The organism is Terasakiispira papahanaumokuakeensis, from assembly GCF_001709345.1.
GTDB classification, from domain to species: domain Bacteria; phylum Pseudomonadota; class Gammaproteobacteria; order Pseudomonadales; family Halomonadaceae; genus Terasakiispira; species Terasakiispira papahanaumokuakeensis.
On the sequence record NZ_MDTQ01000001.1, the window covers coordinates 824770 to 845050 of the forward strand.

Here is a 20281-nt window from a genome sequence, read left to right on the forward strand (position 1 = left end):
CTTGCATTGAAAAAGGTATAAGAACCGGCTGTTTCGAGTAGAGACTAGTACGATTGAGGGGGAGTGTAAGTTGCTTTTAAGGCCGAGATGAAAGCCGGATCATCAAGAGATTTGTCGATAGTCTGGCTCAGTACTTCATTGGCCATACGCTGTAATATATTAGGGTTACCCAATATGCCTGCCTCAAAAGGATCAAGTGTCTCTTCCTCGTTGTCCGTTCGATAAGCCTTGCTGAAGATTTGGTTGCCTGTGGCTTCTTGGACTAGTGATAGCGTTAAGTGGGCATGGGCTTCTTTATTGACGTATTGACTGACATCAAATTTAGTCAGTTCCACATCGAGTCGGTAATCTGATCTTATGCCTTGAGCCAGTAAATTGCGTTTTTCAAGGGCTTCTAGAAAAGCATTTTGGACCGTCTTAACGGTCTCTTCTTCGGTATATAACCATTGGACTGGATTACCAAAGCCGCCCCGAATTGCGCCCAACCAGTGATTATCTGTATCGCGATTATCCACAACGCTTACGATTTTGACCTGGGTGAGGCTGCTATGCATAGGCGGAGGGGTTTCTGGTGTGTAGGCGATAGGCATGTAGTGTGTTGAGCAGCCTTGCATGATCAGTAATGTGAGCACTAGGCTCATGAGCTTGAGTTTTTGGGTCATCTGTCAATGTACTCACTGTCCGGTTGGAGGTCATCAGGTCGCGATCTGAAATTGCAGAGCTTGCGTTGACTTAGCTTGTGTTGAATTAGCTCTGTCAGTAATGGCCTGTCAGTAATGGAAAGAAAAGTGATTGAATTAACGATAAGGGGAGTGCAAGGAGAGGCGGTACGAAGAGGTTTAGCAATCACCGTTATAGCAAGGTAACGCTAATAAAATGAAGCTGCATCCCTGCGCTGTTTTATATCATTAATAGAATCAAGCATCCAATAAGTAGGTTATACGTTCAAAACCAATAAGATGCAAATACTCAGGAATGAGACCGTTTTGGAGCAATAGACCTTAAGTCTCGCTATAGCGGTTAAGATAAGTTGAATAATGCTGTCGAGGCTTTTGTATCATCACGGTATTGGGCGGGGCGTTATGGATAAGCCGTCATTGATCGCGTGATATAAACTCCAATGCCCGCTACATCAAAGGCTCAGTGTAGCGGGCATTTATGATGTTAACCGCGATAGACATATCGTGATTAACTTAGGTCTGATGTTTAGATCAGTACGCTATCGGTTTCCAGCGCAGGCACATCCGCTGTGCCGACCAGTGTAATGTCATGAGAATCAACCGGTGCTTGGCTATAAACAACAGCATCATCGTGATGGTCGGTGAAGTCGAATGCATCAACGCCTGTGAGCTCATCTGACGGTGTCGCTTCAAAAGCGAAGCTACTGAAGTCATTCATGTTACTCAGCACTTCAGTATATGCGTTGCTTGCAGCAGTGGACCATTCGGAGTCGGTTGAACGTAGCATGGCTTCGAGCATGTTCACCATGATGTCTGCTTTATCGACACCGTCTTGCTGCAGTTCATTGGTGAAATACTGTTTGGTGACTTGTTGACGCTCTGCAGACACCAGGCCATTCGCATAGCTTTCTGTCAATGAAGAGACGAATTGACGGTCTGTCGTACCGCTGTAATCAGTGCCCAGGTAGCCTGAATCCAGTAAGAATTGAGCCACTTTATGCAGATCATTCTGACCATAACTGGTCAGGAAGTCACCTTGCATATCTGTCAAATCTTTGCCATAGGCGGTATAAGCTAGGAGGTAAACCTTTTCTTCGAAAGAAGCGGAAATCGCCATTATCCTATCCTTGAATTAATGGAGTTAAAAGGTACAGCTAAGCGTCAGAAATCCTGCCGATAACCTAACTGTGCTTTCGATAGTAAAGGCTAAATGCAGGTATTAAATCGACAGTTTTGTGATTAATTGTTTTTAATTGAAAATGATAATGTTTTGCATTTTTGTTGAGGTAGAGTGACATCATGGCGCAGGGTCGGGGCAAAGAGTCGAGATAAAGAGTCGAGGATATCGCGATGATCAGCCTGTTATAGGGGAGACAAAAATGCCCGCATGATCGCGGGCATTTTTATCGGGTCTTGTCTGAATATTTCGATTCAGCATGACCTATTGAATGCGGTTAACCCCATTCAATGTGGCTTACTTACAGTAGATGCGGGCTTCACGCGGGGTATAGATACCGAAGGTCACGACACTCAGGACAACATTGCCAAATGTTTGTTGAGTTTCAACGCGTACCACATTTTCGGCGCCACCACAGACTTCTGCAGCATTCACGGTTTTACGTTGGCCGATGCCGTTGATAAAGAACGGCTGTGCACGTTTGTAATCAGCGGCGTTGCTTTGGCTGTCATCTTGCATAACGAAGCGTTGGTTTGAGCAGCCCGCCATCAGGACCGCCACAAGACCCACTAAAAGTAATTTTTTCATGGAATAAAAGTTCCCTATAAGCCACATGTGATGAACAAAGCGCGCCCTCGCTGGCGCAGGCGCTATTATTGATTTTAGAGGTGTTTTATACAAGAGACACTTGCAAAATTAATACACATCATTGATCGGAGCTCGGTTCATCATCGCGTCTTGCGTTGGGGCTGTTGAGAAGACTTTGTGCATTACATCGTTTTTGAGGTCTTGCTAGGGCGCCGATCTGGGAGCATGCCTTTGTCGAGGATAAAACTGATGATGTCCTCTAATCCCACGCCATCGTAGAGGTTGGCAAACACAAAAGGCCGCTCGCCACGCATTTTTTTCGAGTCACGGGCCATGACGTCGAGTGAGGCGTGCACTTGTTCGGCAATATCAATTTTGTTGATGATGAGCAGGTCGGATTTAGTGATGCCGGGGCCGCCTTTACGAGGAATTTTATCGCCTGCGGAGACGTCAATAACGTAGAGGGTCAGATCTGACAGTTCCGGGCTGAAGGTGGCGGAGAGGTTATCACCCCCGGATTCCACCAACACCAGCTCCAGATCCGGGTGGCGACTTTGCAAATCATCAATCGCGGCCAGATTCATCGAAGCATCTTCGCGAATCGCGGTGTGCGGGCAGCCGCCAGTTTCGACGCCGAGAATACGGTCGGCATCAAGCGCTTGGTGCTTGAGTAGAAAATCGGCATCTTCGCGGGTGTAGATGTCGTTGGTGACCACGGCCAGGTCATAATGTGCTCTCAAGGCCAGACAAAGCTGGCGCAGTAAAGCGGTTTTACCTGAGCCTACCGGGCCGCCCACGCCAATCCGTAAACAGTGTTTCATTGATGATCTCCTCAAAATTAGCTGCGAAATAAACGTGAATATTGGGTTTCATGCTGGGCTGAGCCTAGGGCCAGCCCCGGTAGCATGGGGCCGAGTTGATCATCCGGGAGGCTGAGCGCCAGGTCGACCGCTTGTGTCAGTGACGGTCGTAGTTGTTCGATGATCTGCTGGGCGGCGGTGTGGCCCAAAGGCAGTGCTTTACAGGCCACGGCCAGTTGATTCTCCAGCCAGGCCCAGGCAAAGCCCAATAACATGGGGCGAGTGCTGATGTGCCTTTGATCGGCCGTCCAGGCAAACAGGCCGACATAACTCGGCGGTGTAGGGCCGTCGGTTGGGGCCAGCGATAGGCTTTTGAGCAGTCGCTGCAAGGCAGCCCCAAGGCGAATATCTTCGTCGTAGAGCTCGGCGGTCTCTCGGCTGGCCAGCAACCAATCATTCCAGTATTGCAGTCTGTCCTGATCCTGCTCGGCCCAGGCTTGGCGCATCCGCGCTAACACCGGCAGTTCACAACGGGCCAGCCCATCATTCAGCACACCTTCTAACCATGAGGTGAGGTCGTTGGCATCCTCAACCCAGCCCAATTCAAAGGCACTTTCCAAGCCTTGAGACCAAGCAAAAGCGCCGATGGGCAGGGCCGGGCTGACCAGCTGTAATAAGCCCAGCAGTGCAAGATCGTCATTCATGAGTGTGTTCATGGTGACGGTGTTCATGCGAGTGACCGTGTTCATGGTGACTGTGCCCATGCGAATGGTCATGGCTATGGGAATGCCCGTGGCCCGATTCCCCTTGTGCGTAAGCGCCCGGTTCAGGGTCAAAAGGTGCCTGATGGTGGTGTAGTTGCGCGCCGAGTCGGGTGGCTAAAGCTTCCAACACATGATCAGGCGGGAAGCGTACCCAGCCCCCAGCGTCATCTTGACCCATGGCCAGTTGCACATGACGGTTGCCCAGGTGATAGCACAGCCGAGCCAGTGCCAACCCGGACTCAATACGAGCGGTCACGACAGGTTCATCCGCCGCTTGGACCCGAATGATTTCTCCTGTGTCGGCTTTCAGCCCTTCACCATCGCGCAGCACCGGGCCGCGATCGAGGAAAAGGCCGACCTCTTGGCCTTGATCCGTGGTGGCTCTCAGGCGGCCGCGAATACGCAATTCCAGGGGGAGTGTGAGTGTGTCGCTAGCCGCTTGATCGTTCAGTGGGCCCAGTCGCTGTGTGAGTTCGAGCATGATCTTGTCCTTGGGTTCTCAATATCCGCGTTAAAACGAAACCAGCGCTAAAATAAAACCAGCCCTAAAACAAATGATAGCGCTGGGCCAACGGCAGTTCGGTGGCGGGCTCACAAGTCAGCAGTTCGCCATCGGCGTGAACTTCATAGGTTTGTGGGTCCACTGTCAGTACCGGGCACTGGTCATTCAATTTCATATCGCTTTTACGGACCTGACGGATGTGACGGCAAGCGGAAAGCGGGCTATCCAGCCCCAACTGCGTGCCAATATCGGCATCCAGTGCGGCCTGACTGACAAAGGTGAGGCGAGTGGCGCTGGCGGCTTTGCCATAGGCGCCGAACATGGGGCGATAGTGCACCGGTTGCGGGGTCGGGATCGAGGCATTGGGATCGCCCATGGGCGCTGCTGCAATCATGCCGCCTTTGAGAATACAGGCCGGTTTCACCCCAAAAAAAGCCGGGCTCCATAACACCAGATCCGCCAATTTGCCGACTTCAATGGAGCCGACCTCATGGGCGATGCCATGGGTAATCGCGGAATTGATGGTGTACTTGGCGATATAGCGTTTGGCCCTTAGGTTATCGGCCCCTATGGCTTCATCTTCCGGCAATAAGCCACGCTGCACTTTCATTTTATGGGCGGTTTGCCAAGTCCGGCAGATGACTTCACCGACGCGCCCCATAGCCTGGGAGTCAGAGGAGATCATCGAGATCACGCCCATATCGTGAAGAATATCTTCGGCGGCAATGGTCTCGCGGCGAATACGGGAGTCAGCAAAGGCCACATCTTCTGGGATATTGGGGTCCAGGTGATGACACACCATCAGCATATCGAGGTGCTCATCAATGGTGTTGACCGTATAGGGCCGGGTGGGGTTGGTGGATGATGGCAGTACATTGTTCAGCGCGCAGGCGGTGATGATATCCGGTGCATGGCCGCCCCCAGCGCCTTCGGTATGGAACGTATGAATACAGCGATCTTTAAAGGCGGCGAGGGTATCTTCGACAAAACCTGCTTCATTGAGGGTGTCGGTATGAATCGCGACTTGGACGTCATACTCATCGGCGACATTCAAGCAGTTATCGATAGAGGCGGGAGTGGTGCCCCAGTCTTCATGCAGTTTAAGCCCAATCACCCCGGCCTCGATCTGCTGCTTCAAGGCTGCCGGCAAACTGGCATTGCCCTTGCCAAGAAAGCCAATATTCATGGGCAAAGTGTCGACGGCTTGGAGCATCTTGCCAATATGCCAAGGGCCGGGTGTGCAGGTGGTGGCATTGGTGCCAGTCGCGGGGCCAGTACCGCCGCCGAGCATGGTGGTGACACCGCTCATCAGGGCTTCTTCGACTTGCTGTGGGCAAATAAAATGAATATGCGGATCGATGCCGCCTGCCGTCAAAATTTTGCCCTCACCGGCAATGACCTCGGTGCCGGGGCCAATCACTAAGGTGACATCCGGTTGGGTATCGGGGTTACCGGCTTTGCCAATACCGGCGATACGACCTTTTTGAAGGCCCACGTCGGCTTTGACAATGCCCCACCAATCTAGAATCAACGCATTGGTGATGACGGTATCCATCACGCTATCATCCGCCCGCTGGCTCTGGCCCATGCCGTCACGAATCACTTTACCGCCGCCAAACTTCACTTCATCGCCGTAATGGGTGTAATCCTGCTCGACCTGAATCCACAGTTCGGTATCGCCTAAACGCACGCGATCACCGGTCGTGGGGCCATACATATCGGCATACGCTTGTCGGGAAATCTTCATGCGGGATCTCCTTGAGGTTGTCCACCGGATGCTGGTGTCACTGGCCCCATCACCTCACCACGAAAGCCGTAAATGACTTGATCGTCAGCAAAGGGAATCAAGGTCACTTGGCGGGTTTGGCCGGGCTCAAAGCGAATGGCGGTGCCGGCAGCAATATCCAGACGCAAACCCCGGGCCAAATCACGATCAAAACGGAGTGCCGGGTTGGCTTCGGCAAAATGGTAATGTGAGCCGATCTGGATGGGCCGGTCGCCGCTATTGGCCACTTCCAAGGTCGTGCGAGGGCGATCGGGACACAACTCAATATCGCCCGTTTGTAATTGGTATTCGCCAGGAATCATCATGGCCTCCAAGCTGTCATGCAGACGGCGGGTGTCTGCGTCGTGAATCGGTTTTTTATACGATCAAGTGTCGTTATACGATCGGGTGATGGACGGTGACCAACTTAGTGCCATCGGGAAAGGTGGCTTCAACCTGTACTTCGTCGACCATCTCGGCGATGCCGTCCATCACGTCATCTCGCGTCAGCACTTGGGTGCCCAAACTCATCAGCTCGGCGACACTTTTGCCCTCGCGTGCGCCTTCTAATATCTCAGCGCTGATTAAAGCCACGGCTTCGGGATAGTTCAGTTTGAGCCCTTTGGCCTTGCGTCTTTCCGCCAACAGTGCGGCAGTGAATAACAGCAACTTATCTTTATCGCGAGGGGTGAGTTCCATGGCATAACTCCAATGAACGTGATGATTCTTGATTGAATTAAGTCAGCCAGATACGCGGTATCTGAGCGGGTAGGCCTAGCCATAAAGGACGTAAACAACACCAGGCCTGCAGGCAAAGCGACCAGGCTTCATTGCGATCATGACCTAAATAACGTAGCAGTAAGACCCCCTGACGATGACTCACTGCCCAGCGGGGAGAGGCCGGTAGCGCTTCTCGGAGTGTATTAATGGCTTGATCTGGTGCGCTTAATCCGACACACCATAAGGTCGCTTGCACACTGGCGCTCCCTTGTCCCCAATGGCCTTTGAAGCGAGGGTGTTGTGGCTCCATGAGTTGGCGTTCGTGCCATAGCGGGCGGTCATCGCGAGTGAGGGCAAAACGCTGATCCAGCTGGCCTTGGACAAAAGGCAGATCACCGGCCTGGCGCCCCAATACCAGCACTTCCCAGCCGAGGCAGCGAGCATCCCCTTGTAGTGCGATCTCAGTCGATTGCTGGCCCCGAGAGCCATCAAAGGCAATGGTGTCTTGCGGTAGCCACTCCAAGGTCGCGCCAGGGGCCACCTTCAGCGCTGTGGTTTGTGACCAATGAACGCCATGACTATCCGCTTTATACAGCTTATTGGCGGCTGGTGTGGTGAGTAATGCATGGGCGTGGGGCGCCAGCTCTGCCTCAATGTGCAAGGCATCACCACTGACCAGCCCGCCAGGGGGATGTAACAAATAGACATGGCAACAGCCGTCACGGCCTTCAGGGTAAAAAGGCCGCTGTACCCGCAGTGGCCCTTGGTGTTGGCGGGTCACCAGCCGGGTGACCCCTTGGCCGTTCTCCTCCCGATGGGCTAACCCCAACTTAAGATGGGCCGCCCAGCGGCGAGTGGGGTCAAAGCGGTGCCCTGAATCGGCGGCTTTCGATGTGGGTTGGGCGAAGTCTGCAGTCATTAAACGGTCAAATGTTGTTGGATTAAGCTATCCGTTAAATCGCGCATCTCACCGGTGGCGACACTGCGCCCGCGGTCCATGATGACAAAATTATCCGCGTATTGACGGGCAAAGGGGAGTTTTTGTTCGACCAAAAGCACCGTCAGTTGATCTTCGGCGATCAAAGTGCGAATCACCTCACCAATTTGGGCGACAATATTGGGCTGAATCCCTTCGCCGGGTTCATCCAAAATTAATAGCTTGGGCTCGATGACCAGCGCCCGACCAATCGCCAACTGCTGTTGCTGGCCACCCGATAAATCACCGCCACGGCGCTGGCGCATATCCTTGAGTACCGGAAACAACTCATAGATCCGCTCTGGAATCTGACGGCTTTGATCCGCCCGAGCAGCGAGCCCGGTACGTAGATTTTCCTCCACGCTCAGCAGTGGAAAAATCTGTCGCCCCTGGGGCACATAGCCAATCCCTAAACGGGCGCGGGCTTCCAGTGATTGGGTGCTGAGATCCAACGGGGTTTTCGCCCCCTGATACTGCATGCTGCCATTGGCGACAGCCTCTTCACCCATGATGCATTTCATCAAGGTGGTTTTGCCGACCCCATTGCGCCCCATCACGCAGGTACAGCGCTGGGACGGCACCTCGACATTGAGATCCCACAAGGTGTGGCTTTCGCCATAATAATGATTCAGTTGTTCAATGCTTAACATCGGCGGCTGTCCTCGTCGCACGGGCTATTCACAAACTTCTCACAAGCCGGTTCAATGGCCTTCTCCCAGATACACTTCCACCACTTTGGGATCACTGGAGACCTTATCCATTGAGCCTTCTGCCAAAACGCTGCCTTGATGCAGCACGGTGACGGTGCGCGCGATCGATCGCACAAAGCCCATATCATGCTCCACCACCACGACCGATTGACGGCCGTGACTGCTTTTGTGCCCGGCTAATCGGGTCAGCAGTTCGGCGGTGCGTTCCATTTCCTGTTCGGTCATCCCGGCGACAGGTTCATCGACCAATAGCAGGCGGGGTTGTTGCATCAGCAGCATACCGATTTCCAGCCACTGTTTCTGGCCATGGGAGAGCACCCCCGCACGCTGGTAGCGTTGTGTCTCCAGGCCGATAATGGTCAACACCTCTTCTATACGGTCGCGTTTTTCACCATTCATCCGCGCGGTTAAGGTGGGGAGCACCCGCTTATCGGACGCCATGGCCAACTCTAGATTTTCGAAAATCGTCAGCGCTTCAAAAACGGTCGGTTTCTGGAATTTACGACCAATCCCGAGGCTGGCGATTTCGGGCTCGTTCATTTGTAGCAGGTTATGGCGACTGCCAAACCAGACTGAACCTTCATCAGGCCGTGTCTTACCCGTGATGATATCCATCATGGTGGTTTTGCCCGCGCCGTTGGGGCCGATAATGCAGCGTAGTTCGCCATCATCAATGGTGAGGTTCAGATTATTAATGGCTTTAAACCCATCAAAGCTGACGCTCACATCCTCCAGATACAGAATTGGGCCATGGCGGACATCGACCGGTGAAACGCTCGGCATCATAAAACTAAAGACCTGATCGCGCTGAGCCAGTTCTTTGATCAAATTCATGCGGCGTTCTCCTCAGCAGTCGGTTCAGGGCGGCGGCGAAAGCGTTGCTGCATCAGCCCGGCAATCCCTTGGGGTAAGAAAACCGTCACCAGCACAAAGAGGGCGCCCAGGGCGAATAGCCAAGCATCCGGCATGATCCCGGTGAAGACCGTTTTGGCATAATTCACCAGCAAGGCACCGATGACGGCGCCATATAAGGTCGCTCGCCCGCCCAGTGCGACCCACACCACCACTTCAATCGAGAACAGCGGCGAGAACTCACCTGGGTTGATAATGCCCACTTGGGGCACATAAAAAGCACCCGCGACCCCCGCCAGCATGGCGGAGATGACAAAGACAAACAGCTGCACCCGCTCCACCCGATAACCCAAAAAGCGCGTACGCGCCTCAGCATCACGGCAGGCGACACTGACGCGGCCCAGCTTACTGCTGACAATGGCGCGACACAGAATATAGCCCACAGCCAAAGCCAGTCCGCTGCCGATAAAGAGCCCCAAGCGGGTGGCATCACTGCGTAAGTCAAAGCCTAATAAATCTTTGAAGTCGGTCAGGCCATTGTTGCCGCCAAAGCCCATCTCATTGCGGAAGAAAGCCAGCATCAGCGCAAAGGTCAGGGCTTGGGTAATAATCGACAGATAAACCCCCGTGACCCGAGAGCGAAAGGCCAGAAAACCGAAGACCAACGCCAGAATCCCAGGGGCCAACACCACCATGGCAAAGGCAAACCAGGCCATATCAAAGCCATGCCAGTACCAGGGCAGACTGTCCCAGTTGAGAAAGACCATGAAATCCGGCAGATCAGGATTGCCATAGACGCCGCGATCGCCGATCTGACGCATCAGATACATCCCCATGGCGTAACCGCCGAGGGCAAAGAAAGCCCCATGACCCAAGCTCAGGATGCCCAGATAACCCCAGATCAAATCCACGGCCACCGCCAACAAGGCATAACACAGGTATTTGCCTAATAAGGTGACCGTATAGGTACTGACATGCAGCGGATGGCCTTCTGGAAAAGCCAGATGCAGCACCGAGACCAACGCCACTGCACCGAGTAACACCAGCAGAAAACGTTGCGTCGCTTTTTCGGTAAAGGGCTGGGCCAACCAATGACGACTGTTGACGGCATTGGCTGAGGGCGCCTGATGAGATGAGATTAAATCCGACATGGCTTAGCCCTCCGCCGCACGGCCCTTCTGCGGGAAGAGTCCGCGAGGGCGTTTTTGAATAAACAGAATAATGAACACCAGCACGACGATTTTGGCTAACACGGCGCCCGCCCAGGGTTCCAATAATTGATTCAGCGTGCCCAGTGAGAGCCCAGCGACTAAGGTCCCCCAGAGATTGCCGACCCCACCGAAGACCACCACCATGAAAGAGTCGATAATATAGTTCTGCCCCAGGTTGGGGCCGACATTAGTGATTTGGGACAGCGCCACACCGGCTAACCCGGCAACGCCCGAGCCCAGGCCAAAGGTCATGATATCGACCCGGGTGGCGCGAATGCCCATCGCTCGGGCCATGGCACGATTTTGGGTGACGGCGCGGACTTCTAGACCGAGGCGGGTTTTACGCATGATCATCATCAGGCCGATAAAGACCAGCGCAGCAAAGCCCATGATATAAAGGCGATTTAAGGTCAGCGATAACGCCTCATTGATCATAATCGAGCCGCTCATCCACTCCGGCGTGATGACCGTCCGGTTCAGCGGCGAAATCACGGTGCGCACCAGCTGTTGCAGGATCAGACTGATCCCGAAAGTGGCCAACAATGTTTCTAATGGACGGCCTTGTAAGTGACGAATCACGCTGCGCTCAATCCCGATACCGACCAGCGCGGCGACCAGGAACCCAGCGGGGATTGATAGCACCAGCGCCAGCCCAGGGCTGTCAGGCAATAACTGCTGCATGCCCCAAGTGGTGTAGGCGCCTAGCATCATGAGTTCGCCATGGGCCATATTGATCACGCCCATGACGCCGAAAGTGATCGCCAGCCCAATAGCGGCCAAGACCAGTACCGAGCCGAGTGATAACCCAAAATAAAGCGTTTCAGCGGCGCGATTGAGTTTCAACTTATCTTGAATACCGCTGAGGGCTTTTTTCGCGGCAGCGGCCAGCTCGGGCTGATCGCTTTGAGCGGCACGGTTCAGGGCGGCACGGGCTTCACTGCTGAGGCTGCCATCGAGAATCTCAATGGCTTCTGGGTCTTGCTGAGTATCGAGCTGATAGATCGCCAAGGCCTCTTCTAACGCCGATTTCACCTCGGCATGATCTTCATCGACATAAACTTTGCGTAGTTGACTGGTCATTTCTGCGGTGACTTTACCGCGTAAATCCCGTGCGGCGGCTAAGCGGCGCTCTGGATCGCTGACTTTCAGGTCAATCACCGACAAGATGTCTTGCAGTTGATTGCGCAACTGGTTATTGACGCGAATGACATCAATATCCCGGCGTGAGCGCTTACCCATCGGCTCACCGGTGAGCGCATTGGCGATGGTCCAGTGGCGGCCTCGGTTTTTGATAATGATCACGAACTCGCCGCTGTCTTCTAGTCGGGCCAGCTTATTGGCGGCAAACGCTTCTAACCATTGGCGTGCACGCTCATCTGAACTGTCGGCAATCTGTTCAATCGTCTTGGCTTTATTGTGATATGAGCCATCGGCCAACTGATTCAACAGCGCTGCGGCTTGCGTGTCTTGGGCATTGACCTTCTGCTGCTGTGGCGTGGCCTGAGCATCTGGCGCCGCCTGGGGGGCCGCCTGAACAGCAGCGGCGCTCAGTAGCATAAGCAGCGCTGTTAACGTTGACAGCGCAGATCTCAATGATGGGCGAATGGACATGAAGAGGCCTATTCCGTTCAATCGGGTCAGTCAAAGCGGGTCAGTCAAGCGGGGCGCCATTGATAAAGGCGCAACACCTGGACTGTCCCCACCGCACTTCCCTGTGCGGCCGGGGTGTTGACTCAAAAGGGTGATTCAGCGCTTGTGATTCAGCGAAGCCATTACTTGGCTTCACTGCCGCCACAAGTATGTTCAACCACGTTGTAGTTGCCGCAATGCAGCGGCTGGCGCCAATCACTGATCAAATCTTTTGAGCCGGGCAGGTAATCAGACCAGGCATCACCGGCCACGGTAGACGGTGTTTTCCACACCACAGAGAACTGGCCATTATCCTGAATCTCACCGATCAACACCGGCTTGGTGATGTGGTGGTTTGGCATCATAGTGGCGTAACCGCCGGTCAGGTTCGGCACAGAGACGCCGATGATGGCGTCTTTCACCGCATCAACATCGGTGGTACCGGCTTTGCGCACGGCTTCCATCCACATATTAAAGCCGATGTAATGGGCTTCCATCGGGTCATTGGTGACGGCATTCTCATCGCCGGTGTAGTCAATCCACTGATCGATGAAATCATAGTTGGCATCGTTATCGACGCTCATAAAGTAGTTCCACGCGGCCAAGTGACCCACTAATGGCGCGGTATCAATCCCAGAGAGCTCCTGTTCACCGACCGAGAAGGCCACGACCGGAATATCAGAGGCCTCAATGCCTTGGTTCGCCAGCTCACGATAGAAGGGCACGTTGGCATCCCCATTGATGGTGGAGACGACGGCCGTCTTCTTACCGGCACTGCCGAAGCGCTTGATATCGGAGACGATCGACTGCCAGTTGGCATGCCCGAAAGGCGTGTAATTGACCATAATGTCGCTATCGGCCACACCATGATCTTTCAAATAAGCCTTGAGGATTTTATTGGTGGTGCGCGGATACACGTAATCCGTTCCGGCCAGTACCCAGCGTTTTACGCCGACCTGATTCATCAGATAATCGACTGCCGGAATCGCCTGTTGATTCGGCGCGGCCCCGGTATAAAAGACATTCTCAGATGACTCTTCCCCTTCATACTGAACGGGGTAGAACAACAGGCCATTCAACTCTTCAACCACCGGCAGCACCGATTTACGTGAGACCGATGTCCAGTTGCCGAAAATGACATCCACTTTATCTTGCGCCAGTAGCTGGCGGGCCTTCTCTGCGAACAGTGGCCAATCCGATGCGGGGTCAACCACCACCGGCTCTAACTGACGGCCCAATAAACCGCCCTTTTCATTTTGCTCTTGAATCAACATGAGCATTTCATCTTTCAGCGTCGACTCACTGATGGCCATGGTGCCGGAGAGTGAATGCAAAATCCCCACCTTGATCGGGTCTTCATCCGCCAGCGCCAATGATGGCAAAGTGATACACGCTGTCGTGAGGGCAAGGGCCGATAACCCAGACGCTAAATGCTTTTTAATGCTCATGGCAGATCCTTCATTCAGGTTGTTTTTGTTGGGTTGGATGAGTTACTGAAAGGAGATGAAGGTTCGACTCAGTCGACCCCATCACACTGTGTCCACTTGAGCTATATCAAACTCTGTTCCTGCTTTTTAAATTTCATTTAAAAAACAATGAGTTAAATAATTAAATCTAGATGGTGAAAAAAAGGTTTTGCCATGAGCGACAAAAAACAGCGCACCAGAGGCACTGACTTGGTGCGCTGCAATGGGGCGCATGATCAAAATGGGGAATAATGGTGCGCAGCCGGGCGCTTTGGTGCGCGCGCTCTGAAGTGAATGCCCAGAAGCGGGCGAAGGTGCACAAAAAAACACCGCGACCGTCAGTGATGACCGTGGGCAAAAGGTCGTGGGCAAAAGGTCGTGAAGAACACGGCCTATCAGGGATATAAAGAAGAGACATAAAAAAGGCCCGGCACTCCTGCCAGGCCCCAACACCGATGTGAGCGACGGTGTATCACACTTAATGGCCGATTAATGGCCTATGAGGCTTCATCACGCATTCCAAATGACATCACCCCATCAATCACAATTCAATAACTTCACCCGGTTACTTAAAACGCTCCCGAGCGGATTTAATGCTGGTGGACAGTGCCTCCCAAGCGGCCTCAGCGCCTAACTTCAAATCTTCCCAGGCCTGTCCAGACGCATCTTTCATCTCAAGCAATTTGCTGTTGGCCTCCTGCTGGCGCTCGCGCAGCTCTTCAATCTTGCGGTAATACTCCAACTGAGCATCTGCACTGGCCTGCTCGGCTTTGGCTTTTAACTGCTCAATCTCCGCATTCCACTCATCCAACTGGGCCTTCAGCTTCTGCTCATACGCGGACTTGCTACTCATGGTTCACCTCCAAGGTGTGCCAATGGGTTGATCCGACATTGCGTCTACTTGCTTAACAACATTGGGATCCTGCTGAAAGATTCAAGGGGGGGCTAACCGCAACCCCGCCTGCGGGGGTTAACTTTTACGGCGCTCAAATCAAAAACGCTTAACACTTACCTTCACCACGCGCCTTGACAAAGCGCCTTCGCCGAGACCTTTCACAACAAGGTGGCAAGCCCCTAGTTCTCTAGACACTTACCTTACCTTTATTGCGTTACTTTTGATCGATTATCCGCATCTATGTTGATCACAACTAACGCCAATTTAAGCCCTTCAAGATTTCAAAGGCATCAGGTGTTTATTGTCCCATGGGGCCCGATTTTTGTGTTGTCTATTGGTTTTTATAGCCAGCGTACTTGATACGCTTGTGCCTTTTCTTCTGTTGAAAAAACGACCGGATTACGCAGTGAACGGCCTAGCGTTGGTAGTTCGATTTCAAAACGATCGCCATCCTGGACGGAGATGCCATCGGCAAAGCTCAGTGTGGCTGTACCGAAATAGTGTACATGCACATTGCCCGGTTGGCGGAATTGAGCATATTTGAAGTGGTGATGTTCTAAGTTGGCTAGGCTATGTGCCATATTGGCTTCACCCGTCACAAAAGGTTTTTCCCAGAGCGTTTCTCCGTTGCGCACAATACGGCTTGTGCCTGCTAAGTGATCCGGTAATGCCCCTAGCCATAATTCAGGGCCAAAGCTGCAGGCACGTAGTTTGGAGTGCGCCAACCATAAATAATTGGTGCGTTCGGTGATGTGGTCAGAGAATTCATTGCCAATCGCATAACCCAGTCGACAAGGGTTGCCCTCACTGTCGTTGATATAGAGGCCCACCAGCTCGGGTTCTTCCCCTGCATCTTGCGCATAAGCGGGGACTTGCAAGGGGCTTTCTGGCGCGATCACGATGTTGCCATCACCTTTATAGAACCACTCCGGTTGAGCGCCGACTTCACCGGCTTTGGGTTTGCCCGCTTGGATGCCCATGTTGAACATGCGCATCGAGTCGGTTTGGTTTTCTTCGTCAATCTGAGCCTTTGCGTGCATCGCGGATCGAGTATCGGCACTGCCGAGGTGGGTTAAGCCGGTGCCACTAATCAAGCAGTGCGCAGGATCAGGATGCGTGAGGGGGGGCAACAATAGCCCCTGGTCAATGCTCTGTTGATAATCCAACAGCTCATGGCTGCGTCGAGATGAGATGAATTCGACCAGTGAGACACCCGCCTCAAGCGCAGCCAGTGCTAATGCGTAGGTGCCGCCTGAGTGCTCAATCAATCGCAGTTGACTGGGGCTCTCAACCACCGCAGCGCGCACGCCGCGGGAGGTTTGTAATTGTACGATTCTCATGGCGTCATCCCTCATTCGATGATGTTGAACTGGTTTAAATATTGTTCATTGAGCTTTAAGCCGAGGCCGGGGGTATTGTCATCAAGATCAATAAACCCATTGATGGGCTCGGGGTCGCCTTCAAAGAGGTAGTAGAACAGCTCGTTACCAATTTCGACGTCATGGACAGGGAAGAACTCGGACATGGGGGAGGCCAGCGTGGACATCGTGAGATGATAGTTATGCATCTGACCGGCATGAGGAATGACCGGCACACTGAATGATTCGGCCAGGGCGTTGATCTTGTGTGCCGCGGTGATGCCACCGACCCGGTTGGTATCGTATTGAATCACTGAAACCGCTCGTTTTTCGAGCAGCTGGCGAAAGCCATAAGAGGTAAATTCGTGCTCACCCCCTGAAATGGGAATGCTGGTGAGTTGATTCAGAGCGGCATAGCCATCGATATCATCGGCGATGACAGGTTCTTCGAGCCAACGCGGTTGGAAGCGTTCAAGGCGAGGTAGCATGCGCTTGGCGTAATCGAGGTTCCACCCCATGTAGCATTCAAGCATTAAGTCGATATCATCGCCGATCACCTCTCTAACGGCAGCCACGCTATTGAGGTTTTCACGCATGCCTGAGGGGCCATCTTTGGGGCCATAACCAAAGCGCATTTTCATCGCCTTGAAGCCTTGGTCAAGGTAGGACTGAGCCTCTTCTTGCATACTCTTGAGATCCGTACGATACAGCTTGGAGGCATAACAAGGGATTTTCTCTTTGGTACGACCACCGAGTAGTTTAAATACGGGCTTGTTCACGGCTTTGCCCATGATGTCCCAAATGGCGATATCAACACCTGAAATAGCCGCCATACCGATACCTTTCCGGCCCCAGGCATGGGTAGAGCGGTACATCCGCTGCCAGAGGTATTCGTAATCAAAGGGATCTTGGCCGATGACCAATGGCGCCAGATATTGATCGATAATGGCTTTGGCGATTCGGGGGGCTAATGCCACGTTGCCAATACCGACAATGCCGTTATCGGTTTCTATTTCAACAACGGTCCAGCCGTGAAAACGGAAGGTGCCCATTGAATCCCCTTTGTCCCACAGTTCATCCATCGCGTTGGAACAAAAGTGATCAGTGGGGGCGACGGTATGTCCTTTCCATTCAAAAACGCGAGCACGAACCTGAGTGATTTTCATCGTCTTTCCTTCCTTCATTCCAGAATCGATTTATATAAGTCATCAATTGATTAAGTGTGCTGAATACGCTGTTGCCGAAGGTTATGGCCCATACGGCAAGCGATGAGGAACGCATTTCGGGTGGGGCCCACATTCGCTTTGCCCTGTCCGGCAATATCGAAAGCGGTGCCATGAGCTGGGGTGGTGATCGGAATGGGGAGACCGCCTTGAACGGTGACCCCCTCCATAAAGCCCAGTAACTTGATCGCGATTTGACCTTGGTCGTGATACATGGTGACGACCGCATCAAACTCGCCATCGCGAGCTTTAATAAATAAAGTGTCGGCGGGTAGGGGGCCTTGTATGGGATAGCCTAAAGCCTGACAAGCTTTTACCGCAGGCGTAATGACTTCGATTTCTTCGCGCCCACAGGTACCGCCTTCTCCGCCATGGGGGTTGAATGCGGCGACGACAATGCGTGGATTGGGGTTACCCGCCAGTTTCAAAGAGTCGTACATGAGACGGCTGGCAGCGATGATGCGCGCTTCCGTAATGTACGTAGCCGCCTCTTTAAGCGGTATATGAGAGGAGATGCGTGCTGTCCATAAATGGCCCAGCGTATTGAACTCGCAAAAGTAGTCCGTCACCTTTAAGTGATCAGCAAAGAAGTGCAGCTCATCTTCGTATTGCAGCCCGCCTTTTTTCATTGAGAACTTATTTAAGGGGGCAAAACAGATGGCATCGATATCATTGGCCAGTGCCGCATCCATGCAGCGTGTTAATAGTGCCAGGACGGATGCGCCTCCTGCAGCCGTTTCTTGGGCATAATGAATCGCATCTTGATCAACGGTATCCATGGGTAAAAATACGGGGCCTGAATACTGTCTAGCTTGACTAAACTCACTGATTTCTGGGAGTTGATGGTCAATGCCAGCGACACGCTGTCCTTCTTGCCATAACCAGCGGTCACCGAGTAATACCGTGTGGACACCCTCAAAAATATCAGCTTCATTAAATAACTTCGCGATTAACTCAGGGCCAATACCTGCGGGGTCTCCAAGAATAACGGCAATAACAGGTTTTAGATCTTGAACAGGTTTTAGATCTGGCATGTCATGGTCCTTTTTAATAAAACTAAAGGTCGATTCAATAAAACCAAAGTTCGGCTGAATAAAACCAAAGGTCGGTTCAATAAAATAAATCGACAAGATAGAGTGATGTAGCCGGAATATAAGTGACGAGTAGTAGCACCATCAGCAATACGCCGATCATGGGAAAGTTCACTTTGGTGGTATTCCACATGTCGGTTTTAGCGATCGAGCAGGCGGTTGCCAGTACAGAGGCGACTGGGGGTGTTTGCTGTCCAATGGCTAAGTTAAGCGTCAAAATCAAGCCAAAATGAATTGGGTCAATGCCGACTTGAGTCACCAGTGGCATGACGATGGGGACAACTAAAATAATGGCGGCGGCGCCATGGAGGAACATGCCCAATAGCAGTAATAAAATGTTGAGTAGTGCCAGTACTGCAAGGGGATCTTGGGTGATGGTGGTGATTTCTTGGGCCAGCTGTTGAGGCAGCTGCATCTCAGTTAAAAATAAACCTAATACCGCTGAGGTAGCGACTAATAACATCACAACGGCCGTTTGTATGACGCCCTCTGTGACGGCACGATATAAAATTTTTAAATTCAGTTCTCGGTAGATCAGGCCGCCAATGATCAGGGCAGCGAATACGGCAATGCCAGCCCCTTCAGTGGCGGTGACAAAACCACCAAAGATGCCCCCTAAAATAATGACGGGAAGAATAAGCGCCCATGCGGCCTCTTTAAAGGCATGGCCTAAGCGACCCAATGAGAAGGCTTCTTCACGCGGTAAGTTGTATTTGACGGCGTAGTAGTAGCAGAAGCAGGCAAGACCAATACCCCCAATAATGCCGGGAATGATCCCGGCCACGAATAGCTGAACAATGGACACTTCGGCGATAGCACCGTAAATGATCATCGACAGAGAAGGGGGGATAATGATGGCGAGAGAGGCTGATGAAGACGTAATCGCAGCAGAAAACTCGTGGTTGTAGTGTTTACGTTTCATTTCGGGAATCAGCACTGAGCCGGTTGCGGCCACATCAGCAACGGCTGATCCTGATATCTCAGCAAAAAACATCGAGACTCCGACATTCACCATAGCGAGGCCACCTCTTACAAATCCCACCATGGCCGTCACTAAATTGATCAAACGGGTGGAGATTCCTGAGGTATTCATCAGCGCGCCCGCAAAAATAAATAGCGGAATGGCAATGAGTGGGAAATTGGTTGCGCCATTGAAAAGGGTCAGCGGAACATTAAGTAAATGCTCTGGCCCCATGTTGATATAAACACCCACCACACCGACAACACCAATAGCGACGGCAATCGGGACATTGATCAGGACCAACGCGAACAAGGCTGCGATCACGATTAATAAAGTCATAAGCGTTGCTCCTTTAATCCTTGTTCGGCTAAACGGATGGCTTCTTCTATAGCCTCATGGTCACTGTCAATACCTTGCTTCATCTTTTTCCAAGCGCCAGGCAGGGATAACAGTTCACAAATAATAAAAAGGACTGAACTCACCGGAATAACCGATTGTGTGAAGGTCAAGCTAACTTGTGGCAAAGAGACCAAACTATCCCATGCTAAAACGTCTAATACTTGGTAGCCGTAATAAGCCATGATGATAAAAAAGCTCACCACAATTAATTCACTTAAAATAAATAAAATAATGCGAATAAACGGATGAGCATTGCTGACAAAACTGGGGAACCCCATATGAGCGCGTTTAATCGCCGCTAAGTTAGCCCCGTAAAAGGAGAGCCAAGCCAGCCCGATAGAGGCCACCTCATCATACCAAGTGATAGAGCTGCCCAACGTTCTGAAGGCAACGGCTAAAAGTACGATTAAAGTCAGAGAAAGCAGCAAAGTTACGGTGAAAAATTCTAATATCTTTTCAGTAATCAATCGTATTTGTTCTATTCGTATCATGGTCTTATACCCATTGAAGAACA

The 20281-nt window shown here is 52.3% G+C and carries 21 protein-coding genes; all 21 read right to left on the reverse strand.

Translation table 11 applies throughout. From position 1 onward, the window contains the following. Positions 1–44 precede the first annotated feature (44 nt). The gene (locus BFW38_RS03675) at positions 45–662 is read right to left on the reverse strand and encodes a YajG family lipoprotein (RefSeq protein ID WP_068997172.1); all 618 of its coding nucleotides are present in this window, start codon (positions 660–662) and stop codon (positions 45–47) included. 544 nt (positions 663–1206) lie between these two features. Continuing rightward, positions 1207–1797 carry a hypothetical protein gene (locus BFW38_RS03680; protein ID WP_068997173.1) on the reverse strand — a complete coding sequence of 197 codons (591 nt, stop codon included), beginning with the start codon at positions 1795–1797 and terminating at the stop codon, positions 1207–1209. Positions 1798–2154: 357 nt separating this feature from the next. Continuing rightward, the gene (locus tag BFW38_RS03685; protein WP_068997174.1) at positions 2155–2445 is read right to left on the reverse strand and encodes a Bor family protein; all 291 of its coding nucleotides are present in this window, start codon (positions 2443–2445) and stop codon (positions 2155–2157) included. 182 nt (positions 2446–2627) lie between these two features. Continuing rightward, complete coding sequence (ureG, locus tag BFW38_RS03690) at positions 2628–3266, reverse strand: urease accessory protein UreG (protein ID WP_068997175.1); 639 nt, start codon at positions 3264–3266, stop codon at positions 2628–2630. A 17-nt stretch (positions 3267–3283) separates the two neighbouring features. Next, positions 3284–3949, reverse strand: coding sequence for an urease accessory protein UreF (locus BFW38_RS03695; protein ID WP_245686058.1), 666 nt, complete (start codon positions 3947–3949; stop codon positions 3284–3286). Next, positions 3942–4490: an urease accessory protein UreE gene (gene ureE / locus BFW38_RS03700; protein WP_068997177.1), complete on the reverse strand. Its 549-nt coding sequence runs from the start codon at positions 4488–4490 to the stop codon at positions 3942–3944. The genes BFW38_RS03695 and ureE overlap by 8 nt, the downstream gene beginning before the upstream one ends. Positions 4491–4554: 64 nt before the next feature. Further along, positions 4555–6258, reverse strand: coding sequence for an urease subunit alpha (gene ureC, locus BFW38_RS03705; RefSeq protein WP_068997178.1), 1704 nt, complete (start codon positions 6256–6258; stop codon positions 4555–4557). Continuing rightward, positions 6255–6599 carry an urease subunit beta gene (locus BFW38_RS03710; RefSeq protein WP_068997179.1) on the reverse strand — a complete coding sequence of 115 codons (345 nt, stop codon included), beginning with the start codon at positions 6597–6599 and terminating at the stop codon, positions 6255–6257. The genes ureC and BFW38_RS03710 overlap by 4 nt, the downstream gene beginning before the upstream one ends. Positions 6600–6672: 73 nt before the next feature. After that, entirely contained in the window at positions 6673–6975 is a 303-nt protein-coding gene (locus BFW38_RS03715) for an urease subunit gamma (protein WP_068997180.1), read from the reverse strand. A gap of 37 nt (positions 6976–7012) precedes the next feature. Beyond that, the gene (locus BFW38_RS03720) at positions 7013–7915 is read right to left on the reverse strand and encodes an urease accessory protein UreD (protein WP_068997181.1); all 903 of its coding nucleotides are present in this window, start codon (positions 7913–7915) and stop codon (positions 7013–7015) included. Next, the gene (gene urtE, locus BFW38_RS03725; RefSeq protein ID WP_068997182.1) at positions 7915–8622 is read right to left on the reverse strand and encodes an urea ABC transporter ATP-binding subunit UrtE; all 708 of its coding nucleotides are present in this window, start codon (positions 8620–8622) and stop codon (positions 7915–7917) included. The genes BFW38_RS03720 and urtE overlap by 1 nt, the downstream gene beginning before the upstream one ends. Positions 8623–8673: 51 nt before the next feature. After that, a complete protein-coding gene (urtD, locus tag BFW38_RS03730) occupies positions 8674–9516 on the reverse strand; it encodes an urea ABC transporter ATP-binding protein UrtD (RefSeq protein ID WP_068997183.1) in 843 nt (280 codons plus the stop codon). Further along, positions 9513–10685, reverse strand: coding sequence for an urea ABC transporter permease subunit UrtC (urtC, locus tag BFW38_RS03735; RefSeq protein ID WP_068997184.1), 1173 nt, complete (start codon positions 10683–10685; stop codon positions 9513–9515). Before urtC ends, urtD begins: the two co-directional genes overlap by 4 nt. Before the next feature lie 3 nt (positions 10686–10688). Next, a complete protein-coding gene (gene urtB / locus BFW38_RS03740) occupies positions 10689–12302 on the reverse strand; it encodes an urea ABC transporter permease subunit UrtB (RefSeq protein WP_068997185.1) in 1614 nt (537 codons plus the stop codon). Between the two features lie 215 nt (positions 12303–12517). Next, positions 12518–13822 (reverse strand): urea ABC transporter substrate-binding protein, encoded by a 1305-nt coding sequence (gene urtA, locus BFW38_RS03745; protein WP_068997186.1) that lies wholly within the window; start codon positions 13820–13822, stop codon positions 12518–12520. A 583-nt stretch (positions 13823–14405) separates the two neighbouring features. Then, on the reverse strand, positions 14406–14693 hold the full coding sequence (locus BFW38_RS03755; protein WP_068997188.1) for a sll1863 family stress response protein: 288 nt from the start codon (positions 14691–14693) through the stop codon (positions 14406–14408). Positions 14694–15076: 383 nt separating this feature from the next. Further along, positions 15077–16075: an AraD1 family protein gene (gene araD1, locus BFW38_RS03760; protein ID WP_068997189.1), complete on the reverse strand. Its 999-nt coding sequence runs from the start codon at positions 16073–16075 to the stop codon at positions 15077–15079. 11 nt (positions 16076–16086) lie between these two features. Then, on the reverse strand, positions 16087–17259 hold the full coding sequence (locus BFW38_RS03765) for an L-rhamnonate dehydratase (protein WP_068997190.1): 1173 nt from the start codon (positions 17257–17259) through the stop codon (positions 16087–16089). Positions 17260–17309: 50 nt separating this feature from the next. Beyond that, a complete protein-coding gene (locus BFW38_RS03770) occupies positions 17310–18350 on the reverse strand; it encodes a 4-hydroxythreonine-4-phosphate dehydrogenase PdxA (protein WP_069000183.1) in 1041 nt (346 codons plus the stop codon). A 76-nt stretch (positions 18351–18426) separates the two neighbouring features. Then, complete coding sequence (locus BFW38_RS03775; protein ID WP_068997191.1) at positions 18427–19707, reverse strand: TRAP transporter large permease; 1281 nt, start codon at positions 19705–19707, stop codon at positions 18427–18429. Further along, positions 19704–20258: a TRAP transporter small permease gene (locus tag BFW38_RS03780; protein WP_068997192.1), complete on the reverse strand. Its 555-nt coding sequence runs from the start codon at positions 20256–20258 to the stop codon at positions 19704–19706. The genes BFW38_RS03775 and BFW38_RS03780 overlap by 4 nt, the downstream gene beginning before the upstream one ends. Positions 20259–20281 lie beyond the last annotated feature (23 nt).